The sequence below is a fragment of the Gracilibacillus suaedae genome, from assembly GCF_017599345.1.
GTDB classification, from domain to species: domain Bacteria; phylum Bacillota; class Bacilli; order Bacillales; family Amphibacillaceae; genus Gracilibacillus; species Gracilibacillus suaedae.
Genome location: NZ_JAGFVL010000035.1, coordinates 45407 through 60471 on the forward strand (window position 1 = coordinate 45407; position 15065 = coordinate 60471).

The window sequence follows — 15065 nt, forward strand, 5'->3', positions numbered from 1 at the left end:
TATTAGATGAAATAAATTCCATTCATTAGGTTATAGGAAGAGCTTGACCATTCAATATAAAAAGAAATAACAATAACATATTCTAAAGAATCTGCTGTTTCACACTATTAATAGGTTTATTTATTATTCTACTTATTTATAGTTGGTTATCCATTCCGATGATTGAGTTATAACATAACATTATTTTATATAACGAAAGACAAGAGGGTATTAAAGTTAAAGATTTAGAAAGGAAGTGCATATGATGACAATTATATTAGGACCAGTAATTATAAATAGTAATGAAGGTATATTATCAAATAACATCTTTATTGCTTCTCCAACATCAACAAGTAAAGTCGTTGCCGGTGCTGGAAGTTTTAACACAGGCGATTGGATAACAACCAATAATTTCTTTAATAGTTCTTCAGCTGTTGATCCAGATGCAATTGACTCGAACATTGATGATAGGATTTAAATTGAAATGTAATATTTAACTTAGGGGGTTCTAGAATGTCGGGTTCTTTCTTTAGATCAGTCACTATTAATAGTAATGAAGGATTTATTTTTAAAAATGCATTAAATGTATCTCCACCTTCTACAAGTAAAGTAGTGACTGGATCAGGAAGCTTTAATACGGGCTTTTTTACTTTCAGTAATAATGGAATTAATACGAGTAGTGCAATTGATCCTGATGCAGATGATTCAAATATTGTAGATCCGATAGGTAGGGATGTCGGCGAGATTTAAATAATGTTCTTTTATAAGTGTACCAACTAGAATGAACGCTTACCATACAGTCTAATCAAGCACCACTTCAAACATTAACTATTATTTTTTAAATTCCAAGTACACAGGCTGGTAATTATTCCGACGCAAATAATGGCTATAGTCGATAATAGCAAGGTTTCTGTTGATATGAATATTCCACCAATCATTATAATTAAGGCATCCATCATAAAAATAATAACACCAACATTCAACCTAGTTATTCTAGAAAGCAGTTGTGCCAGTAAATCAGTTCCACCTGTACTTGTTCTAAAACGGAGCATGATCCCTGTTCCAACTCCAATAAATACACCTCCAAGCATAGAACTAATTACAGAAGGCAATTGCAATATGGTTAAAAAAGAATGCTGTAATGGAGCAAGGTAATCGATAGCAAATGAAGAAACCAGCATTCCATGTAGACTGTTATAAAAATAATCTCTTTGATGAATCCAGGCTAATATAAAAACAGGAACACTTAAGAAGATGATGACTAAGCCAGCTTGTATACCGGCTAAGTATTTAACAATTAAGCCTAAGCCAATCATTCCTCCATCCAATAGTTTAAAAGGAATTAAGAAAAAGTTTACACCAATCGCTAACAAGATACTGCCAATTATTATCGTATATATTTTTTTAATTATAAACATATCGATCATCACCAAATCTCACTCGATTTAAGACATGTTTATTTATATGAAAGTAGTGCTTTTGTTTAGACTAAAAAAAGACTGTAACTATAAATACTCAATGTATGAACACTAGTACTCAGCTGATATTGCTCTTACTGTAGACACTTAATCATTCCACTTTCCAGTACAAATCTTCCACAAATTGGTGTGTAAAATACCAGAATTAGAGACAGCATACCTTGTTGTTGGTGAGATTGAAATAAAACTACCGGTTTATACATTATCACTCTAAATATTCCATATTTCCTGAAAGGTTTCTTCTAGGATCAATTTTATTCAAGAATATACAGCTTGAAATAATTTAGCTACAATTTATAGAAGTTTGTTTCAAAAATTCTCTTGCTCTTACCCACCTTCATTAATTTCTTAAAATGATAAAGATCATATAAAGAATATATGCAATAACTAGAATGCCACCTTCAATTTTTCCAACCTTAAAGTTTGTTCTTGAGAAGATTAGTAAGACTCCTGTTAGTGCAATCATAATGAGTATATCGAGAATGATTTTGCTGTTCACTACCAGCGGATGAATGACAGCGGTAGTTCCTAAGACGAACAAAATATTAAAGATGTTGCTACCCACTATGTTTCCTAAAGCAATTTCACTTTCTTTTTTTATTGCCGCAGTAATAGAGGTTATTAATTCTGGTAGTGATGTACCAATTGCCACTATGGTTAAACCAACCAACGTTTCACTCATTCCAAATGAAAGAGCGATATCGGTAGCATTCCTTACCACTAATTCTCCACCAAAAATGATTCCTAGCAGTCCACCAATCGTAAGTAATATATATTTTCCCCATGAGACAGACTCTTGCTCCTTCTTCTCCTTCTTCATCTTATCCCGACTATTTTTAGCAACCTCAACGATATAGTACAAGAATATCGAAAAAAGCAGTAATATGATCAATCCGTCGCCTCTTGTAATAAGGTTTTCATTAACCGCTTGGAGTTGTACATCACTAATCAAAATCAGTAATGCTACACTTGCTAATAACGTAAAGGGGATTTCTTTTCTTATCGTTTCACTTTCTACTTTTAACGGATAAATGAACGCAGCTACTCCAACTACTAATGAGATATTCAATATATTACTTCCTACAACATTTCCAATGGCAACTCCAGCATTTTCTTCCAATGCAGCAATAATACTAACCGTCGCCTCTGGGGAGCTTGTTCCAAACGCGACAATGGTTAGACCTATTAGTAACGGTGAAACATGAAATGCTCGTGCAATTTTTGAAGCACCGTCAACAAATAAATCAGCACCTTTAATTAATAATACAAAGCCTAGAATTAGTAAAATATAAGCCACTTTATTACCTCTTTCTAATGAAAAACTAATATTATTTTGCACTAAATCAAAAATGATACTCAATTTGGGTAAAACTCAAAAATTAAAATAACCGTATATTGAACACCTCATCCTGTCAGCTTCTTTAATAGGCGACAATACTCCATCACTATTTATGATGATACTAAAAATGTCCTTACTTAAATGTAACACACATATTCTTTTCAGACATAGGTTAAATAAGGAATGGTCCAATTCCAATCATCAGAACGGTTTGTGCTAAAGACAGTTGCTATCTAAAAGCTGTAATACCAATCGTTATATGCTTTCCGCCCTTATTAAAAAATCATCTAAACTCCTTCCATATGAAGGAGTTTAGATGATTTTCCTGTGTAGTTCTACGATGATAATATTGTATTCAACGCAGATTTAGTAATTGACTAATCAAGTGAGTATATATTCAAGATTAATGTGGTTTGTCATGTTGTCACAGCAATATTTGTATGTGCTCCATTATCAACCCATCACATATTGATCATCAAAAGTATAAACATAAGATAGCCAAAGGTAGCTAGTAGCTATCATATTAATGGACAATTTACACAGTAGTTACCTTTACCTCTATTTTTATCTAAAAGATGATACAGACAGCAAGTTTTTCTCTGAGGGTTTTCCTTCAACTCTTCGCCAATCTTAAGAAACCGCTCTAGCGGATTATTTCCTATGCCAAATAGATCGGCATCTCCCTGACTAAGAAAGTTAAAGTCTTTATAAATATTAGTAATCATTTGTTCGGCAGGATTCGTTTCTAACAGTTTACGATAGACTGAATTTACTCTCACAGCAATATTCTCCCACAGCACATTCTCCTTAACACCTGTACTTCTCGACAATGTTAATACTAAAGGTGTAAGGTGTTCGGCAAATAGTTGACGTAAGTAGCTCTTCCGTATTGCATTTCTATCTGCTTCGTTTAATGTAATATAGTTCACTTCTGCCTCCTTAAGACTGAGAGAACCGTTTTTAGACCATGTCAAATTAGCAGGATGAAGGGGCAAAATTGTTTGATGAACAATCATACTATACAATGTAGATGAGACAGTAATTACTGCATACCTTTTTATAAACATGGAAGCGGCAGTGACTAAATTTGGTGCTCCCCAAATTTTACTTTGTTCTTTTAACATATGCTTACATATCTCATCATCCAGTAAATCTTGTACTATTACCCCTTCTTTTGGATTAATGTAAAGATGATAGTTTTCTAGATCAGATAATAATTCATTCATGGCAAAACTTCCCTTTTAATTGTGATATCTGTTTCGATACAATAAATAGATAAAAAACGGTGCTCCAATAGCAGCAGTGAACACGCCCGCTGGAATGTCTAACGGATAAAAAGCTGTCCGTGCTACAAGGTCAGATGCAGCAACCATTATGGCACCGATCAAAGCTGTTATTGGTACAAGATGGACAAAGGAATAAGAAATTAATTTCTTTGCAATATGGGGCGCAATTAATCCAATAAACCCGATTCCACCTGCAAATGCAACAGCAGAACCAGCCAACATAACACTAAGAACTAGTAATGAAAACCTAATTAATTGCACACGTACACCCAAGCTAGTTGCTAATTCATCTCCTAATTCCAACGTACTAACCGTTCTTGCTAACATGATAGTCATCAAGATACCTATTACTGCCCAAGGTAAAAGCTGATATACATCCTTCATAACAGCACCGTAAATACTGCCTGTCATCCAAATATATGCCTTTGTTGTAACATTTGTATCACTAAAAACAATCATAAATGATACAAGGCCCTGCATTGCTGCGGCTATTCCAATACCAATTAAAACTAAACGATTGGGCGTTACTCCGTTTTTCCATGATAATCCATAAATAAGAAACATAACAATGGCAGCGCCTGATATTGCAAATAATGGTAACCAAATGATGTTTATTGTTCCCATAAATAAGACAAGGAAAACCATTGCACCAACAGAGCCTCCAGCTGTCACACCAATAATATCTGGGGAAGCCAACGGATTACGAATAATCGATTGTAATATAAGACCGGCAACGGCTAGACAGCCTCCAACTAATATCGCTAATAAGACTCTAGGTAATCGCAACATAGAGATAGTGAAATCGTATTCTCCTGCTGTTTGTCCCGTAATATAACGCCATAACTCAAAAGGAGAGATCCACTCAGCACCCATTGATAGACTAAGAATTACCACTCCAATAAAAATAAGGATTAAAACGGGATATATATATAATAATGTTCTTCCGTTTTTGGTTTGAGCTGCATCCATATTATGATAACCTCCGTCTAGCGATGTAAATAAAAAATGGTGTGCCTATAAATGCTGTCATGACACCAATTGGTACTTCCTGTGGCATAATAATCAATCTAGCAGCTACGTCAGCCAATAATAACAGACATGCTCCTGTAATTCCGCATAATGGTAGTACCAAACGATAATCTGGACCAACCATGCCTCGTACCATATGAGGCACTATTAACCCAAGAAAACCGATGGAACCACCAATAGCAACAGAACCACCTGCTAAAAAAACCACAACGATCGCAATACCTATCTTAATCCATATCGTCTGTTGCCCTAACCCTTTTGCTACATCTTCACCTGACAGCAATATATTAATCGAATGACCCATTAGAAGTGCTATCACTATCCCTGATGCAATAAAAGGTAATACGGGTAATAACATATCCATACTTCTTCCTGCTACTGAACCAGTCATCCAAAATAAAACCGTTTGAATTCGTTGTTCATCTATTACCAATAACCCTTGTGTAAAAGACATAAATAATGCTGAAATTGCTGCACCAGATAATACTATTTTTAATGGTGACACTCCTTGTGAACCAGAGCTTCCTAAAACATAGACACATATGGCCGCTACTCCTGCTCCCAAAAAAGCAATCCACATATATTGCGTCAAAGATTCCATAGAAAAAAAGGTAATACCAACTACAATGAAAAATATAGCTCCGGCATTAATACCAAAAATACTTGGTGAAGCCAATGGATTTCGTGTTAATGCTTGCATCATAGCACCAGCTATCGCAAGGCTCGCACCAATAACACAAGCAATCAAAGTTCTAGTCAGACGGGAAGTTACAACAATAATATGTTCTGTGTTATTAGGATCAAAATGTAGAATTGCATGAAGCGTCGTAGAAATAGAAATATTTGTTTGACCGAGTGTAAGACTAGCAAAAAAGGATAGAATTAATAGGATAACAGCTACGATAAAGGTTAATATCCTTTTTTTTACTCTAGATTTAGTTTTCATCTAACACACCTCATTGTATTCTAGAGAATACTGACAAAAATCAACAGGTAGGAAGCTGCTCCTACCTGTTTTTCATCACTTCTCTAAGTCGAATCGATCGTAGATATCATCGAGCATTAAATTTGCCGCAATGATACCCCCACCCATATTCCATATCACTTCATCAACTCGATTGACTTGATCTGCTTGAACTGCGTCAAGTTCTTCCCATAAAGGATGTGAGGTCCAATCTTGATACGTTTGTTCAACTGCAGGATCATCATCCATAAACAAGTAAAATACATCAGCATTCATCTCTGTAATACTTTCCTTATCTGTTAGCTTAAGCACAGCTTGTGACTTATCAGTTATATTTTTTGGTCCCTTGAAACCTAACTCATCTAGAATAGAACCTGCAAATCCTGTTACATATATACGAGCATGATCTGCTCTAAAATTAAGAACAGCTGCATGTAATGGCCATTCTCCTTCATATTCTTTTGTAACCTTCTCTTGGAAATCTGTCACTCTATTATCCCATTCTTCCAATAGCTTGGTCGCTTGTTCTCCTTTACCAGTGGACTCTCCAACTAATTCAAGTGTTTCCTTAAAAGCAAATACAGTTTCATGTGCAACAGTTGGCGCAATAGCACTTAATTGATCATATATCTCTTCATGTCTTATCTTGGAGGCTATAATTACATCAGGCTCAAGTGCTGCGATCTCTTCTAAATTAGGTTGTGTTTCTTGACCAACATATGTAACTTCTCCTAAATCATCTTTTAGATAATCATACATCGGAGCCTGACGCCACGATTCTACCACACCGACTGGTTTAATTCCTAAAGCAACCGCTGCATCTGTTGCCCCTTGATAAAGCGTAACTACCCGCTCCGGTTCTCCATCAATTGTGCTTGTTCCTAAGGCATGATCAATTTCTATCAAACTCGTTTTTGATTCTGCTTTATCAGAATTTTCCTCCTGGTTAGCACTATCTGACTGGCCACAGGCAGTCAAAAACATAAAAAATAAACATATAAAAGAAATAATTACTCCTTTTTTCATTTGTATTTCCCTCCTGTTGTGATAATGAGAATCATTTTCGTTTGAAAATATCGTTATTAGTGTACAGTAATATGAATCAGATAGCAATAGGTGATTCTATTTTTTTTAGAAGAATTAAATTATTTGCTGCTTATCTACAATGCTTTACATGTGAAATATGTCTGCCTAGTGAATTGATATCAGCAACATTATTGGATCTGGTTAGAAGAGATGCCATAAGAGATAGCTTTTATCTCATACAATTCAATAATTATAAAAAAAGAAAAGCATTCTCACTAAGAATGCCTCTCAAAGAATTGATGCTCTCTTAATTAAATTCTATTTAATTATCTTGAAGAAGTCTCTTCCACTGTTTCGCCCAGTTGTACTTACTTATCTCAAGGATAATATATATGTTAAAACTGTGGCAAATTATCTAAGTTATTGCTTGGATCACCATCTGCATCACTACGCAAATGCTTATCGCCATCCCGTCCTTTAAATGTATTGACATGTTCAATCTCACCGTTATCTGCCATTTGTTGTGCTTGTTTATAATCGACGACTTGTCCAGAAGATAATTTCATTTTCACAATATCTCCATCTTGATTTTTTTGAACAGCTACAATTTGTTCAGCCATTATATCGCCTCCTTTATTTCCTATTTTGCCTATTTCTTAAAAATTTATTACGATTTCAACGGATCAATTAGTTACAAGAATACAAATTGACCAAATTTAACAAGTAATTTGGTGGATATTATCTGTATCTAAATGTTTTTTTCATCCCTAATTAACTAACTTGATATCGTCCGCTCTTTGATGGGGATAAACTTACTGTCAATAAGATTAGTGATAGCAACATCATTACTAATGATCCTAGAATTACTGTTATTTGAATTGAAATAACTTGAGCAGCAGCTCCCATGATACTTGTTGTCACTATTATTAACATTGCTTCCACTAAGCTATAGAAACTACCAACTCTCCCCATCACGTCCGTAGGAATATTTGATTGGTAAAATGTTAGAAATCCTGTATTAGCATAGGAAATAAAAAAGGCAAGAATAAAAAATCCTATTCCGGCAATAAGGAATGTATTGGAAAAAGCATATATAATATAACCAAATGAGACTAAAACCGTACCTAATCCAATTAAGATAGAATTTGTTATCCATTTTACTAAAAATGAATTTATAACTGCTCCTGCCACGATTCCTGCACCTGCAATGGATACAAGTAGCCCATATTCGCTATCCGATAAAGATAAAACTTCTTTAGCAAAGGCTGCTTCCAGTGAATCAATTGAACCAGCCAATACAATCATTACAAAACTAAACAAAACGTAAACCACCATTATATATTTCTTTTCACGGCTGAATTTCAGTACTACGGTCCAATCTTTTATAAATTGCTGAATTGAGATATTGTGGCCTCCTGAGGAAGGAATACTCTTCTTTTCTAAGTTCGGCATCAAACAGGTGAGCAATCCAGAAAAGAATAAAGCTATTGCATTTATATAAATTGCAATTGTAGGATTGCTAATCAAAAACAATAAACCTGCAATAGCTGGGCCAATTAAAAATGCCCCCGAAGTAACTAAACTATGAAGTGAATTGAACCTTTTTCTATCTTTGGCAGGTATCAGTTTTGTGATATACGTCATAGATGTTGGTTCAAACATTGAACTCGCCATGTTTATAATAAAAATAACTAGGTATATTAGAAGAACGGATGACATCATAGGCAACAAAGCTATAAATATAGATCGTATCAAATCAAGAAATATCATTATATTTCGCTGGTTTATACGATCTATAAGACTTCCAGCCCAAAAATTTGTAAATAAAGTAGCTAAAGGTTTAATAATATACAGTCCTGATACAGCAAGAGGCGATCCAGTCATATCTAAGACGATTAAGTTTAGTGCTATAAAGTAAATCCATTCCCCTACATTTGAAACACCAATACCCAGTAATAAGATGGACGGGTATTTCCAAGACATAATAATATTCTTCATTCATACGCCCCCATTATATACTTGAAGCATTGTCAAATTCATTAAAATTGCAAAAAAAATCCCACCCCCAAGACCTTAGTCTTGGGGGCGAGATTTACGCGGTGCCACCCCAGTTTATTAATATGTCACCATATTAACCTCTTCAAGTACGACAAAATATAATTTTGCTTATACTTTAGCCCTATAACAGGAGCCCCTGTCACGCCATCATTTTATAAATCCAACGTGATACTCTGAGGTTTGTTTCAACAAAATAATTCATACTCCTTTTCACCAGCTGGAGCTCTCTGATATAAATTCATTTTGTTTACTCTTCTCGTCATCGTATGTTGTATTTGAATGTATAATTTCATTTATGTTAACATTTGGTAGCTAAATTTTCAATATTTTTATTAAACATTCTCCCTGTTAGTGCAATTCATGCTAAAGAATAGCATCTATTATCTATTTAAGATAAGACCTATTCATTAACACTATTCGCCAACCGTCAGGATCTTCTACGGTAATCCCCTGTTCTTTCCAGTAGCCATTCTCTGGTTCAACTTCTGGATAACCCATTTGCTTTAACCGTTCCGATACTATATTGATTTCATTTTTATCGGTTATATAAAATACTAAAAGGTTATCTTTTGTAGGAGCAGGACAAGGGCTTCCATCAATATGGCGGATGAATTCTAAATGATAATGAACATCTGGCAATCCAAATATAACTCCTTCATATCCCCTATGTCCTTTAAATTGTTGAATTTGCTTAAGACCTAAGCCATTTTGATAAAAATCAATGATTTCTTCAAATTTGTCAGTAGGCCTAGCTATTCTTACTTGAGCTGCTGTGAAGTTCTTAAATTCCATATTTTTAAACCAACCTTTCTTCCTATAGTCATTTGTCAATACAATGTCTAAATATAACAAAAATTCACTACCAGTTAGTGCAATTCTGCTCCTACCATATAAACATAATCTGGTCTTTTTAGTCATTCCCTTTACATATATCCAAAAGATTAAAATCATCGCCTGCCTTATTGTTTATTTTCTATAACCACAATTCGGACATGATTTAAGTGTGTGATCAAATTCATTATTACAATTTGGACATTTCTCATTTGTTTTGTAAAGTTGATTCATGAATTTATTTTGCTGTTGTAATTGAAATAATATATTTTCTTGTTTGTCCATAATATGACTTAATGCAAAAAATATCATTGCTGATAATACCCCACCAATTAAACTAAACAATAAACCAAAGAAAGTTCCATTCATCAATCCTAGTACTATACTAATAATGATTGCCACTATACCAGATATAACAAGTGCTAAACTCATAGATTTCTACCCCCTTTTTACCTCTTTCTTTAGTTAAGCGCTTTAATCATTATCATAAATTCAGTGGATTTATTGGTAAAAGCAATATCCTTAACAAAGCCAAATTTTTCGTGCAAATGAATAGCTCTTTGATTGAATTTGGCTACAGACAGACGAAGTGATGTAATATTATTGTTTTCAATACGATGAAGAACAAATGAGAAAAAGAGGAGCCATTTCCTCTACCTGTCAATTCAGGTTTCATACCAATTCCAATATCTACGAATCCTTCTTGGTACGCTCCGACTTTGAATCCAGCTGGGACTTGTGCAGGCTTGCCAATACAAAAGAATCCAACTAAACCATTGTTTTTATCAACCACAGCATAATATTCATTCTCCAGCAACTCTTTTATGAAGTCTTCATCAACATTATAGAGATCATATGGAGCATCATACTTCCAAGTTACTGTTTCTTTTGCAAAAGCTTCATCGATATCTCTTAATGATAAACCTTTCGTCTTATGCCCTCCTTCAAGGAGAAAATTAAACGAAAATAAATAATGGCGAAAGATAATCTATTTGGGTTCGGAACGATAAAGTTAGCCTATGATCTGTGGAATTTTTGATCCCCACTGATCATTAGCGAAACGTAGCGTCCTTATCCCTAAACATACAGACGTATCGCGCCGTAATATAACATATTTATTTGAGCAATATGTTATGTCCTAGCTTATCCCCTGTTCACATTACCATAAAATAAAGGGATTTTACTCTATGTCTAAAGTAATTGTTAATTGGAAAACTGCTTCATGACATTCAATAATTCCTCAATGGTTTCTTGACCCTCACCTTGCTTGATCGCTTCACTGACACAATGTTTGATATGTCGTTCTGTGACTGAAAACCCTACATTTTTAAGTGCTGATTGAATGGCACTTATTTGAACTAATACATCTACACAATATCGATCATCTTCCACCATTTTTTGTATTCCTCGAACCTGACCTTCTATACGCTTTAAGCGGTTAATGACTTTTTGTTTTTCATCATTGGTTCTTGGCTTAATTGGTTGGTCGTGTAAAAATTCATCCACAAAAACACTTCCTCTCTTTGTACTTACGTCATATCCATTATGGGTTGGGTATTTGTATTTTTTGCAAGCGAACTGATAAAGTAAAGCTATTATACCATATCAACGAATTATCAGTTATCGTTCAATTACTACGCATTATATAAGTATACTTGGATAATCGCTAATCCCTTAGTTAACCATAGTTGTTCCATAATAGTACTTATCTATCTAGCTAATGAGATAGCTTCGGCGGGTTACACAATCTTACTTTTAATAAGCTCCATACAACATTTGCAACACGAGGTTAATATAAGATATTAGTCGCTGAGATAATCTTATCACAATGAATGAAACCTTTTATACATCCAGGTCGTATCTAAATTAGAGAGGAGCTTGAAAACAATATGAAGAAGAACCTAATACTGCTTGCCTTTGTTTTTTCAATTTTCTTACTACCTCAACAAGTCTTTGCAGTTGATTTTTCCATTACGAACACAGAAATTAATGCATATTTACAGGAAGATGGTGATGTGCAAGTTAAAGAGCAACACACCTATCAATTTGATAGTGACTTTGATGGAATCACCCGTACACTGATACCGAAAGAACAGACAGAAATAAATGACTTTCAAGCATTTGAAAATAACAAATCTTTAGATGTTGAACAAGACGAGAATCTTTATAAAATTTACCGAAATGGTTCAGATCAGAAGATCCAAATTGACCTCTCATACACCATTACCAATGGAGTGGAAGTATACACAGACTTGGGGCAATTTTACTGGCCTTTCTTTGACACCAGTAACGAATCCACGTATCAAAATATGGATATTTTTATCCACCCACCTCAGGCAACTGGAGATGTGCTGACATTGGGGTATGATGAAGCTTATGAGACTTCGAGTATAGCTTCAGATGGCATTGTGCATTTTGCCATGGGTGAAGTTGAAAGTGGGACAAATGGAGACATCCGTGTAGCTTATGATGCTTCTCTTTTCCCCGCCGCGAATCTTAAAGAAAACAAGACAATTCGTGAAGATATTCTAGCAGATAAGGCTGAATTAAAGACAAAACAAGTGGCTTATGAGAATAGACAATATCTATTAAGCCATATCTCCCCTTATATTGTTAGTGGGTTATTTACATATTTAATAGCACTAGTTATGGTGGGATGGAGAAAAAAGAACAGCAGATTAAGGGAAGTAGAACGTAGCTCGATCCAATCATTATACTTACCAAATCAAGAGATGAGTTTACCTGCTACTATCCTTTATATGAGAAATATGTATGTGAGTAGTGAATTGGTTTCGGCAGCATTATTGGATCTGGTTAGAAAAGGGTATGTTAAACGAGAGGGTGAAAGTAAATTTGTTGTCGTAAGTTCGAACACAGACTTTCATCATGAGAACATATTAATCGAATGGTTATTCCATAAAATAGGTAAAAATGGCACATTCTCCTTATCAGATCTTGAAGCCTATACAAAGAATAAAGATAATCATTCGACATATCATAGTGACTTTGGCAAATGGAGGGAAGCTGTAAAAGCAGAGGTAAAACAGAACCACCTGTTTGAAAAGAAAAAAGGAGTTCGTTGGACAGCAGGTATTGTCAGTCTTTTAATAATTCCCTTTATTATCATACTAGGTGTACATTCTCTTTTTATGTGGATGATTTTCTCTATCTTTCTAAGTTTCTCCTTATTGCTATTCGCTATATTCTACCAACCCAAAACTATTCAAGGGGTTAGGATCAGACAACAATGCAAACAACTCAGCTCCAGTTACGAGAATATCAGTGAAAACGATTGGAATGACTCGATGAGTGATGAACAAATGCAAACATATATTTATGCAATCGGTACAGGTAATAAGTCGATGCAGAAGAAATTCGAACAACTTAGTCATAACTTGTCCCCAACCTCTACAGCTGATAATAATTTGCAAACAAATGACTTAGTGATGTTGATGCTTATTGCAAGTGCGGTGACTAACCAATTTGACAATGCTGATTCGACGGTGTCCGCTACTACTAGTAATAGTGGAAGTGTTTCTGGCGGTGGAACAGGAGTCGGTGGCGGCGGTGGTGGCTCAGGTGCTTTCTAATATGGAAAGAAAGCATATAACCATTGATATCACAACTTTTGTAAGCAAGTATGTATAGGAAAAGGTGATTTAAAACATATATTTTAAGAAGCAAGAATAGCTATACAGATGGGGTTGCCATTTTGAAAGCCAGCTAGTGCCAGTCAACCGCTATGGCTGACCGTTTCACTTTCCAAGGGGCCTGCTCTTTTAGCTAACTTTTGCAGGAGTACTCCTGCAAAAGTGGATGTTCAGATCATGCTAACGCTAAAGGAGTCGAAACGGTCGGCCTTCGCTATCCTTTTTTCTACAACGAATAACAGAAAAAGCATATGGTTTTATAACCCCTATTAGTATTTCCTATGCCATACCTTACACTTTCACAGGGATAATAACCCAATTACCTGGTCTGACAAATGTTGTAGCACATGGACAAAGCGTAGGCCGCCCATTTCCACTCCTGTGGGAATTGTTTGACCTGAAGATCCACTTTTTCGAGCGTTTTTTGCTCGAAAAAGTTAGCTGAAGGACAAACTCCACGGAAAGGGAAGTGGGCAGCCGAAGCGGTGGTCAAGCTGTTCAAGTATTTCATAATGGATGCTAGAGAAAAGTCATAAGGACTGAGCGGGTTTTTGCTTGTTTAGTTAAAGAAGTAACCATTTAAATGCTAATCTGTTCCAATGCGCTTTGAATATTGTCGGTCAAACCTTATACCTTTTGTCAAAAAGATTAAAGCCTTCGTATAATTTAGCCGGAATCAGAGAAAATAAAAAGTAAGTATCGTTCAATCTTTGTAACAATACTCATACAAATAACAGAGTCACATGGAGGTGTTTTACTTGAATCAGCCTTACCGGTGTCCTAAATGTAAAACAAACCGTTCACGTTTTAATGTAATTGAACAAGTTGCTAAACCAGTGAAATTAAACGCAGCTACTGGCGAAGTGATCAATAATTACGAGCAGGAACCGTTAGAAGCTTTTCATGTCGCCTACAACGGCCCTACCAGGAGAATACAATGCGGTATATGTGGCTTAATCGAAGATGAAAACACCTTTATTAAGTATGCGCAAACAACATAAATAATCATGGAGGATGAATAAATATGACCAAAAACCGCAAAGGACCGAAACAGCAAGAACAACCCGATTTACCCAAAAGCGTACAACAGCCCTACGGTGAACCTTTAGCAGGATCGCATAAAGTAAAAAATAAAAACCATTCCCGACAAAAACATGGTGCATCACATGACATGTGAGAAGACTGTTCAATACGAGGTACTGAGGTAGGAGTTATTCTACAATCTGAACCGATCACGAAACAAAAAAATACTGCATGTCAATACAGGCTTATTTATCAAAATTTTTACACTAATCTTCAAAAGTCCTGTTTGACTTTCCCACTATGACTAAAACCGCTTTCCATACAAAAAATCGCCTACTCCCATTAGTATTAATGGAAATAGGCGATTTACTATTAAATCTACTAAGATGAAAAACGTATATA

17 protein-coding genes and 1 other annotated feature are annotated in these 15065 nt (G+C 35.1%); of the genes, 5 read left to right on the forward strand and 12 right to left on the reverse strand.

The features are described from left to right. Positions 1–244: 244 nt before the first annotated feature. Together J5J03_RS09975 and J5J03_RS09980 are read left to right on the forward strand one after the other, a co-directional pair. Positions 245–457 (forward strand): spore germination protein, encoded by a 213-nt coding sequence (locus J5J03_RS09975; RefSeq protein WP_208589247.1) that lies wholly within the window; start codon positions 245–247, stop codon positions 455–457. 35 nt (positions 458–492) lie between these two features. Next, positions 493–729: a spore germination protein gene (locus tag J5J03_RS09980; protein ID WP_208589248.1), complete on the forward strand. Its 237-nt coding sequence runs from the start codon at positions 493–495 to the stop codon at positions 727–729. 74 nt (positions 730–803) lie between these two features. Here J5J03_RS09980 and J5J03_RS09985 read toward each other — a convergent pair whose 3' ends face one another. The 12 genes from J5J03_RS09985 to J5J03_RS10040 form a co-directional block, all read right to left on the reverse strand. After that, positions 804–1397, reverse strand: coding sequence for a YitT family protein (locus J5J03_RS09985; protein ID WP_208589249.1), 594 nt, complete (start codon positions 1395–1397; stop codon positions 804–806). Between the two features lie 400 nt (positions 1398–1797). After that, positions 1798–2754, reverse strand: coding sequence for a calcium/sodium antiporter (locus J5J03_RS09990; protein ID WP_208589251.1), 957 nt, complete (start codon positions 2752–2754; stop codon positions 1798–1800). A 560-nt stretch (positions 2755–3314) separates the two neighbouring features. Continuing rightward, complete coding sequence (locus tag J5J03_RS09995) at positions 3315–4022, reverse strand: IucA/IucC family C-terminal-domain containing protein (protein WP_208589253.1); 708 nt, start codon at positions 4020–4022, stop codon at positions 3315–3317. 15 nt (positions 4023–4037) lie between these two features. Then, positions 4038–5051, reverse strand: a complete 1014-nt coding sequence (locus J5J03_RS10000) for a FecCD family ABC transporter permease (RefSeq protein WP_208589255.1) — start codon at positions 5049–5051, stop codon at positions 4038–4040. A 1-nt stretch (position 5052) separates the two neighbouring features. Further along, entirely contained in the window at positions 5053–6057 is a 1005-nt protein-coding gene (locus J5J03_RS10005; RefSeq protein ID WP_208589257.1) for a FecCD family ABC transporter permease, read from the reverse strand. A 75-nt stretch (positions 6058–6132) separates the two neighbouring features. Then, a complete protein-coding gene (locus J5J03_RS10010; RefSeq protein WP_208589259.1) occupies positions 6133–7101 on the reverse strand; it encodes an ABC transporter substrate-binding protein in 969 nt (322 codons plus the stop codon). Positions 7102–7496: 395 nt separating this feature from the next. Beyond that, positions 7497–7721: a DUF3892 domain-containing protein gene (locus J5J03_RS10015; RefSeq protein ID WP_208589261.1), complete on the reverse strand. Its 225-nt coding sequence runs from the start codon at positions 7719–7721 to the stop codon at positions 7497–7499. Between the two features lie 151 nt (positions 7722–7872). Then, positions 7873–9099, reverse strand: coding sequence for an MFS transporter (locus J5J03_RS10020; RefSeq protein ID WP_208589262.1), 1227 nt, complete (start codon positions 9097–9099; stop codon positions 7873–7875). An 80-nt stretch (positions 9100–9179) separates the two neighbouring features. After that, positions 9180–9431 (reverse strand) — a binding site (T-box leader). Between the two features lie 112 nt (positions 9432–9543). Continuing rightward, entirely contained in the window at positions 9544–9951 is a 408-nt protein-coding gene (locus J5J03_RS10025; RefSeq protein WP_208589469.1) for a VOC family protein, read from the reverse strand. Between the two features lie 174 nt (positions 9952–10125). After that, positions 10126–10422 (reverse strand): hypothetical protein, encoded by a 297-nt coding sequence (locus tag J5J03_RS10030; RefSeq protein ID WP_208589263.1) that lies wholly within the window; start codon positions 10420–10422, stop codon positions 10126–10128. 142 nt (positions 10423–10564) lie between these two features. Next, positions 10565–10783, reverse strand: coding sequence for a hypothetical protein (locus J5J03_RS21990; protein ID WP_231710683.1), 219 nt, complete (start codon positions 10781–10783; stop codon positions 10565–10567). Between the two features lie 410 nt (positions 10784–11193). Next, positions 11194–11496: a metal-sensing transcriptional repressor gene (locus tag J5J03_RS10040; protein WP_208589265.1), complete on the reverse strand. Its 303-nt coding sequence runs from the start codon at positions 11494–11496 to the stop codon at positions 11194–11196. A gap of 383 nt (positions 11497–11879) precedes the next feature. On the opposite strand from J5J03_RS10040, the gene J5J03_RS10045 reads away from it, so the two are divergent. The 3 genes from J5J03_RS10045 to J5J03_RS10055 all read left to right on the forward strand — a co-directional run bounded on the left by J5J03_RS10045 (position 11880) and on the right by J5J03_RS10055 (position 14817). After that, positions 11880–13580, forward strand: a complete 1701-nt coding sequence (locus tag J5J03_RS10045) for a DUF2207 domain-containing protein (RefSeq protein WP_208589266.1) — start codon at positions 11880–11882, stop codon at positions 13578–13580. Positions 13581–14398: 818 nt separating this feature from the next. Next, positions 14399–14641: a DNA alkylation repair protein gene (locus tag J5J03_RS10050; RefSeq protein ID WP_208589267.1), complete on the forward strand. Its 243-nt coding sequence runs from the start codon at positions 14399–14401 to the stop codon at positions 14639–14641. A 23-nt stretch (positions 14642–14664) separates the two neighbouring features. Beyond that, positions 14665–14817 carry a small acid-soluble spore protein P gene (locus J5J03_RS10055; RefSeq protein WP_100360704.1) on the forward strand — a complete coding sequence of 51 codons (153 nt, stop codon included), beginning with the start codon at positions 14665–14667 and terminating at the stop codon, positions 14815–14817. The last annotated feature ends 248 nt before the right edge of the window (positions 14818–15065 follow it).

Coding starts and splice junctions, on each gene's coding strand:
- J5J03_RS09995 (WP_208589253.1), bottom strand. CDS start 4,022: ATGAATGAATTATTATCTGATCTAGAAAACTATCATCTTTACATTAAT.
- J5J03_RS10020 (WP_208589262.1), bottom strand. CDS start 9,099: ATGAAGAATATTATTATGTCTTGGAAATACCCGTCCATCTTATTACTG.
- J5J03_RS10055 (WP_100360704.1), top strand. CDS start 14,665: ATGACCAAAAACCGCAAAGGACCGAAACAGCAAGAACAACCCGATTTA.
- J5J03_RS10025 (WP_208589469.1), bottom strand. CDS start 9,951: ATGGAATTTAAGAACTTCACAGCAGCTCAAGTAAGAATAGCTAGGCCT.
- J5J03_RS10030 (WP_208589263.1), bottom strand. CDS start 10,422: ATGAGTTTAGCACTTGTTATATCTGGTATAGTGGCAATCATTATTAGT.
- J5J03_RS10005 (WP_208589257.1), bottom strand. CDS start 6,057: ATGAAAACTAAATCTAGAGTAAAAAAAAGGATATTAACCTTTATCGTA.
- J5J03_RS10015 (WP_208589261.1), bottom strand. CDS start 7,721: ATGGCTGAACAAATTGTAGCTGTTCAAAAAAATCAAGATGGAGATATT.
- J5J03_RS09985 (WP_208589249.1), bottom strand. CDS start 1,397: ATGTTTATAATTAAAAAAATATATACGATAATAATTGGCAGTATCTTG.
- J5J03_RS09980 (WP_208589248.1), top strand. CDS start 493: ATGTCGGGTTCTTTCTTTAGATCAGTCACTATTAATAGTAATGAAGGA.
- J5J03_RS10045 (WP_208589266.1), top strand. CDS start 11,880: ATGAAGAAGAACCTAATACTGCTTGCCTTTGTTTTTTCAATTTTCTTA.
- J5J03_RS09975 (WP_208589247.1), top strand. CDS start 245: ATGACAATTATATTAGGACCAGTAATTATAAATAGTAATGAAGGTATA.
- J5J03_RS10000 (WP_208589255.1), bottom strand. CDS start 5,051: ATGGATGCAGCTCAAACCAAAAACGGAAGAACATTATTATATATATAT.
- J5J03_RS10010 (WP_208589259.1), bottom strand. CDS start 7,101: ATGAAAAAAGGAGTAATTATTTCTTTTATATGTTTATTTTTTATGTTT.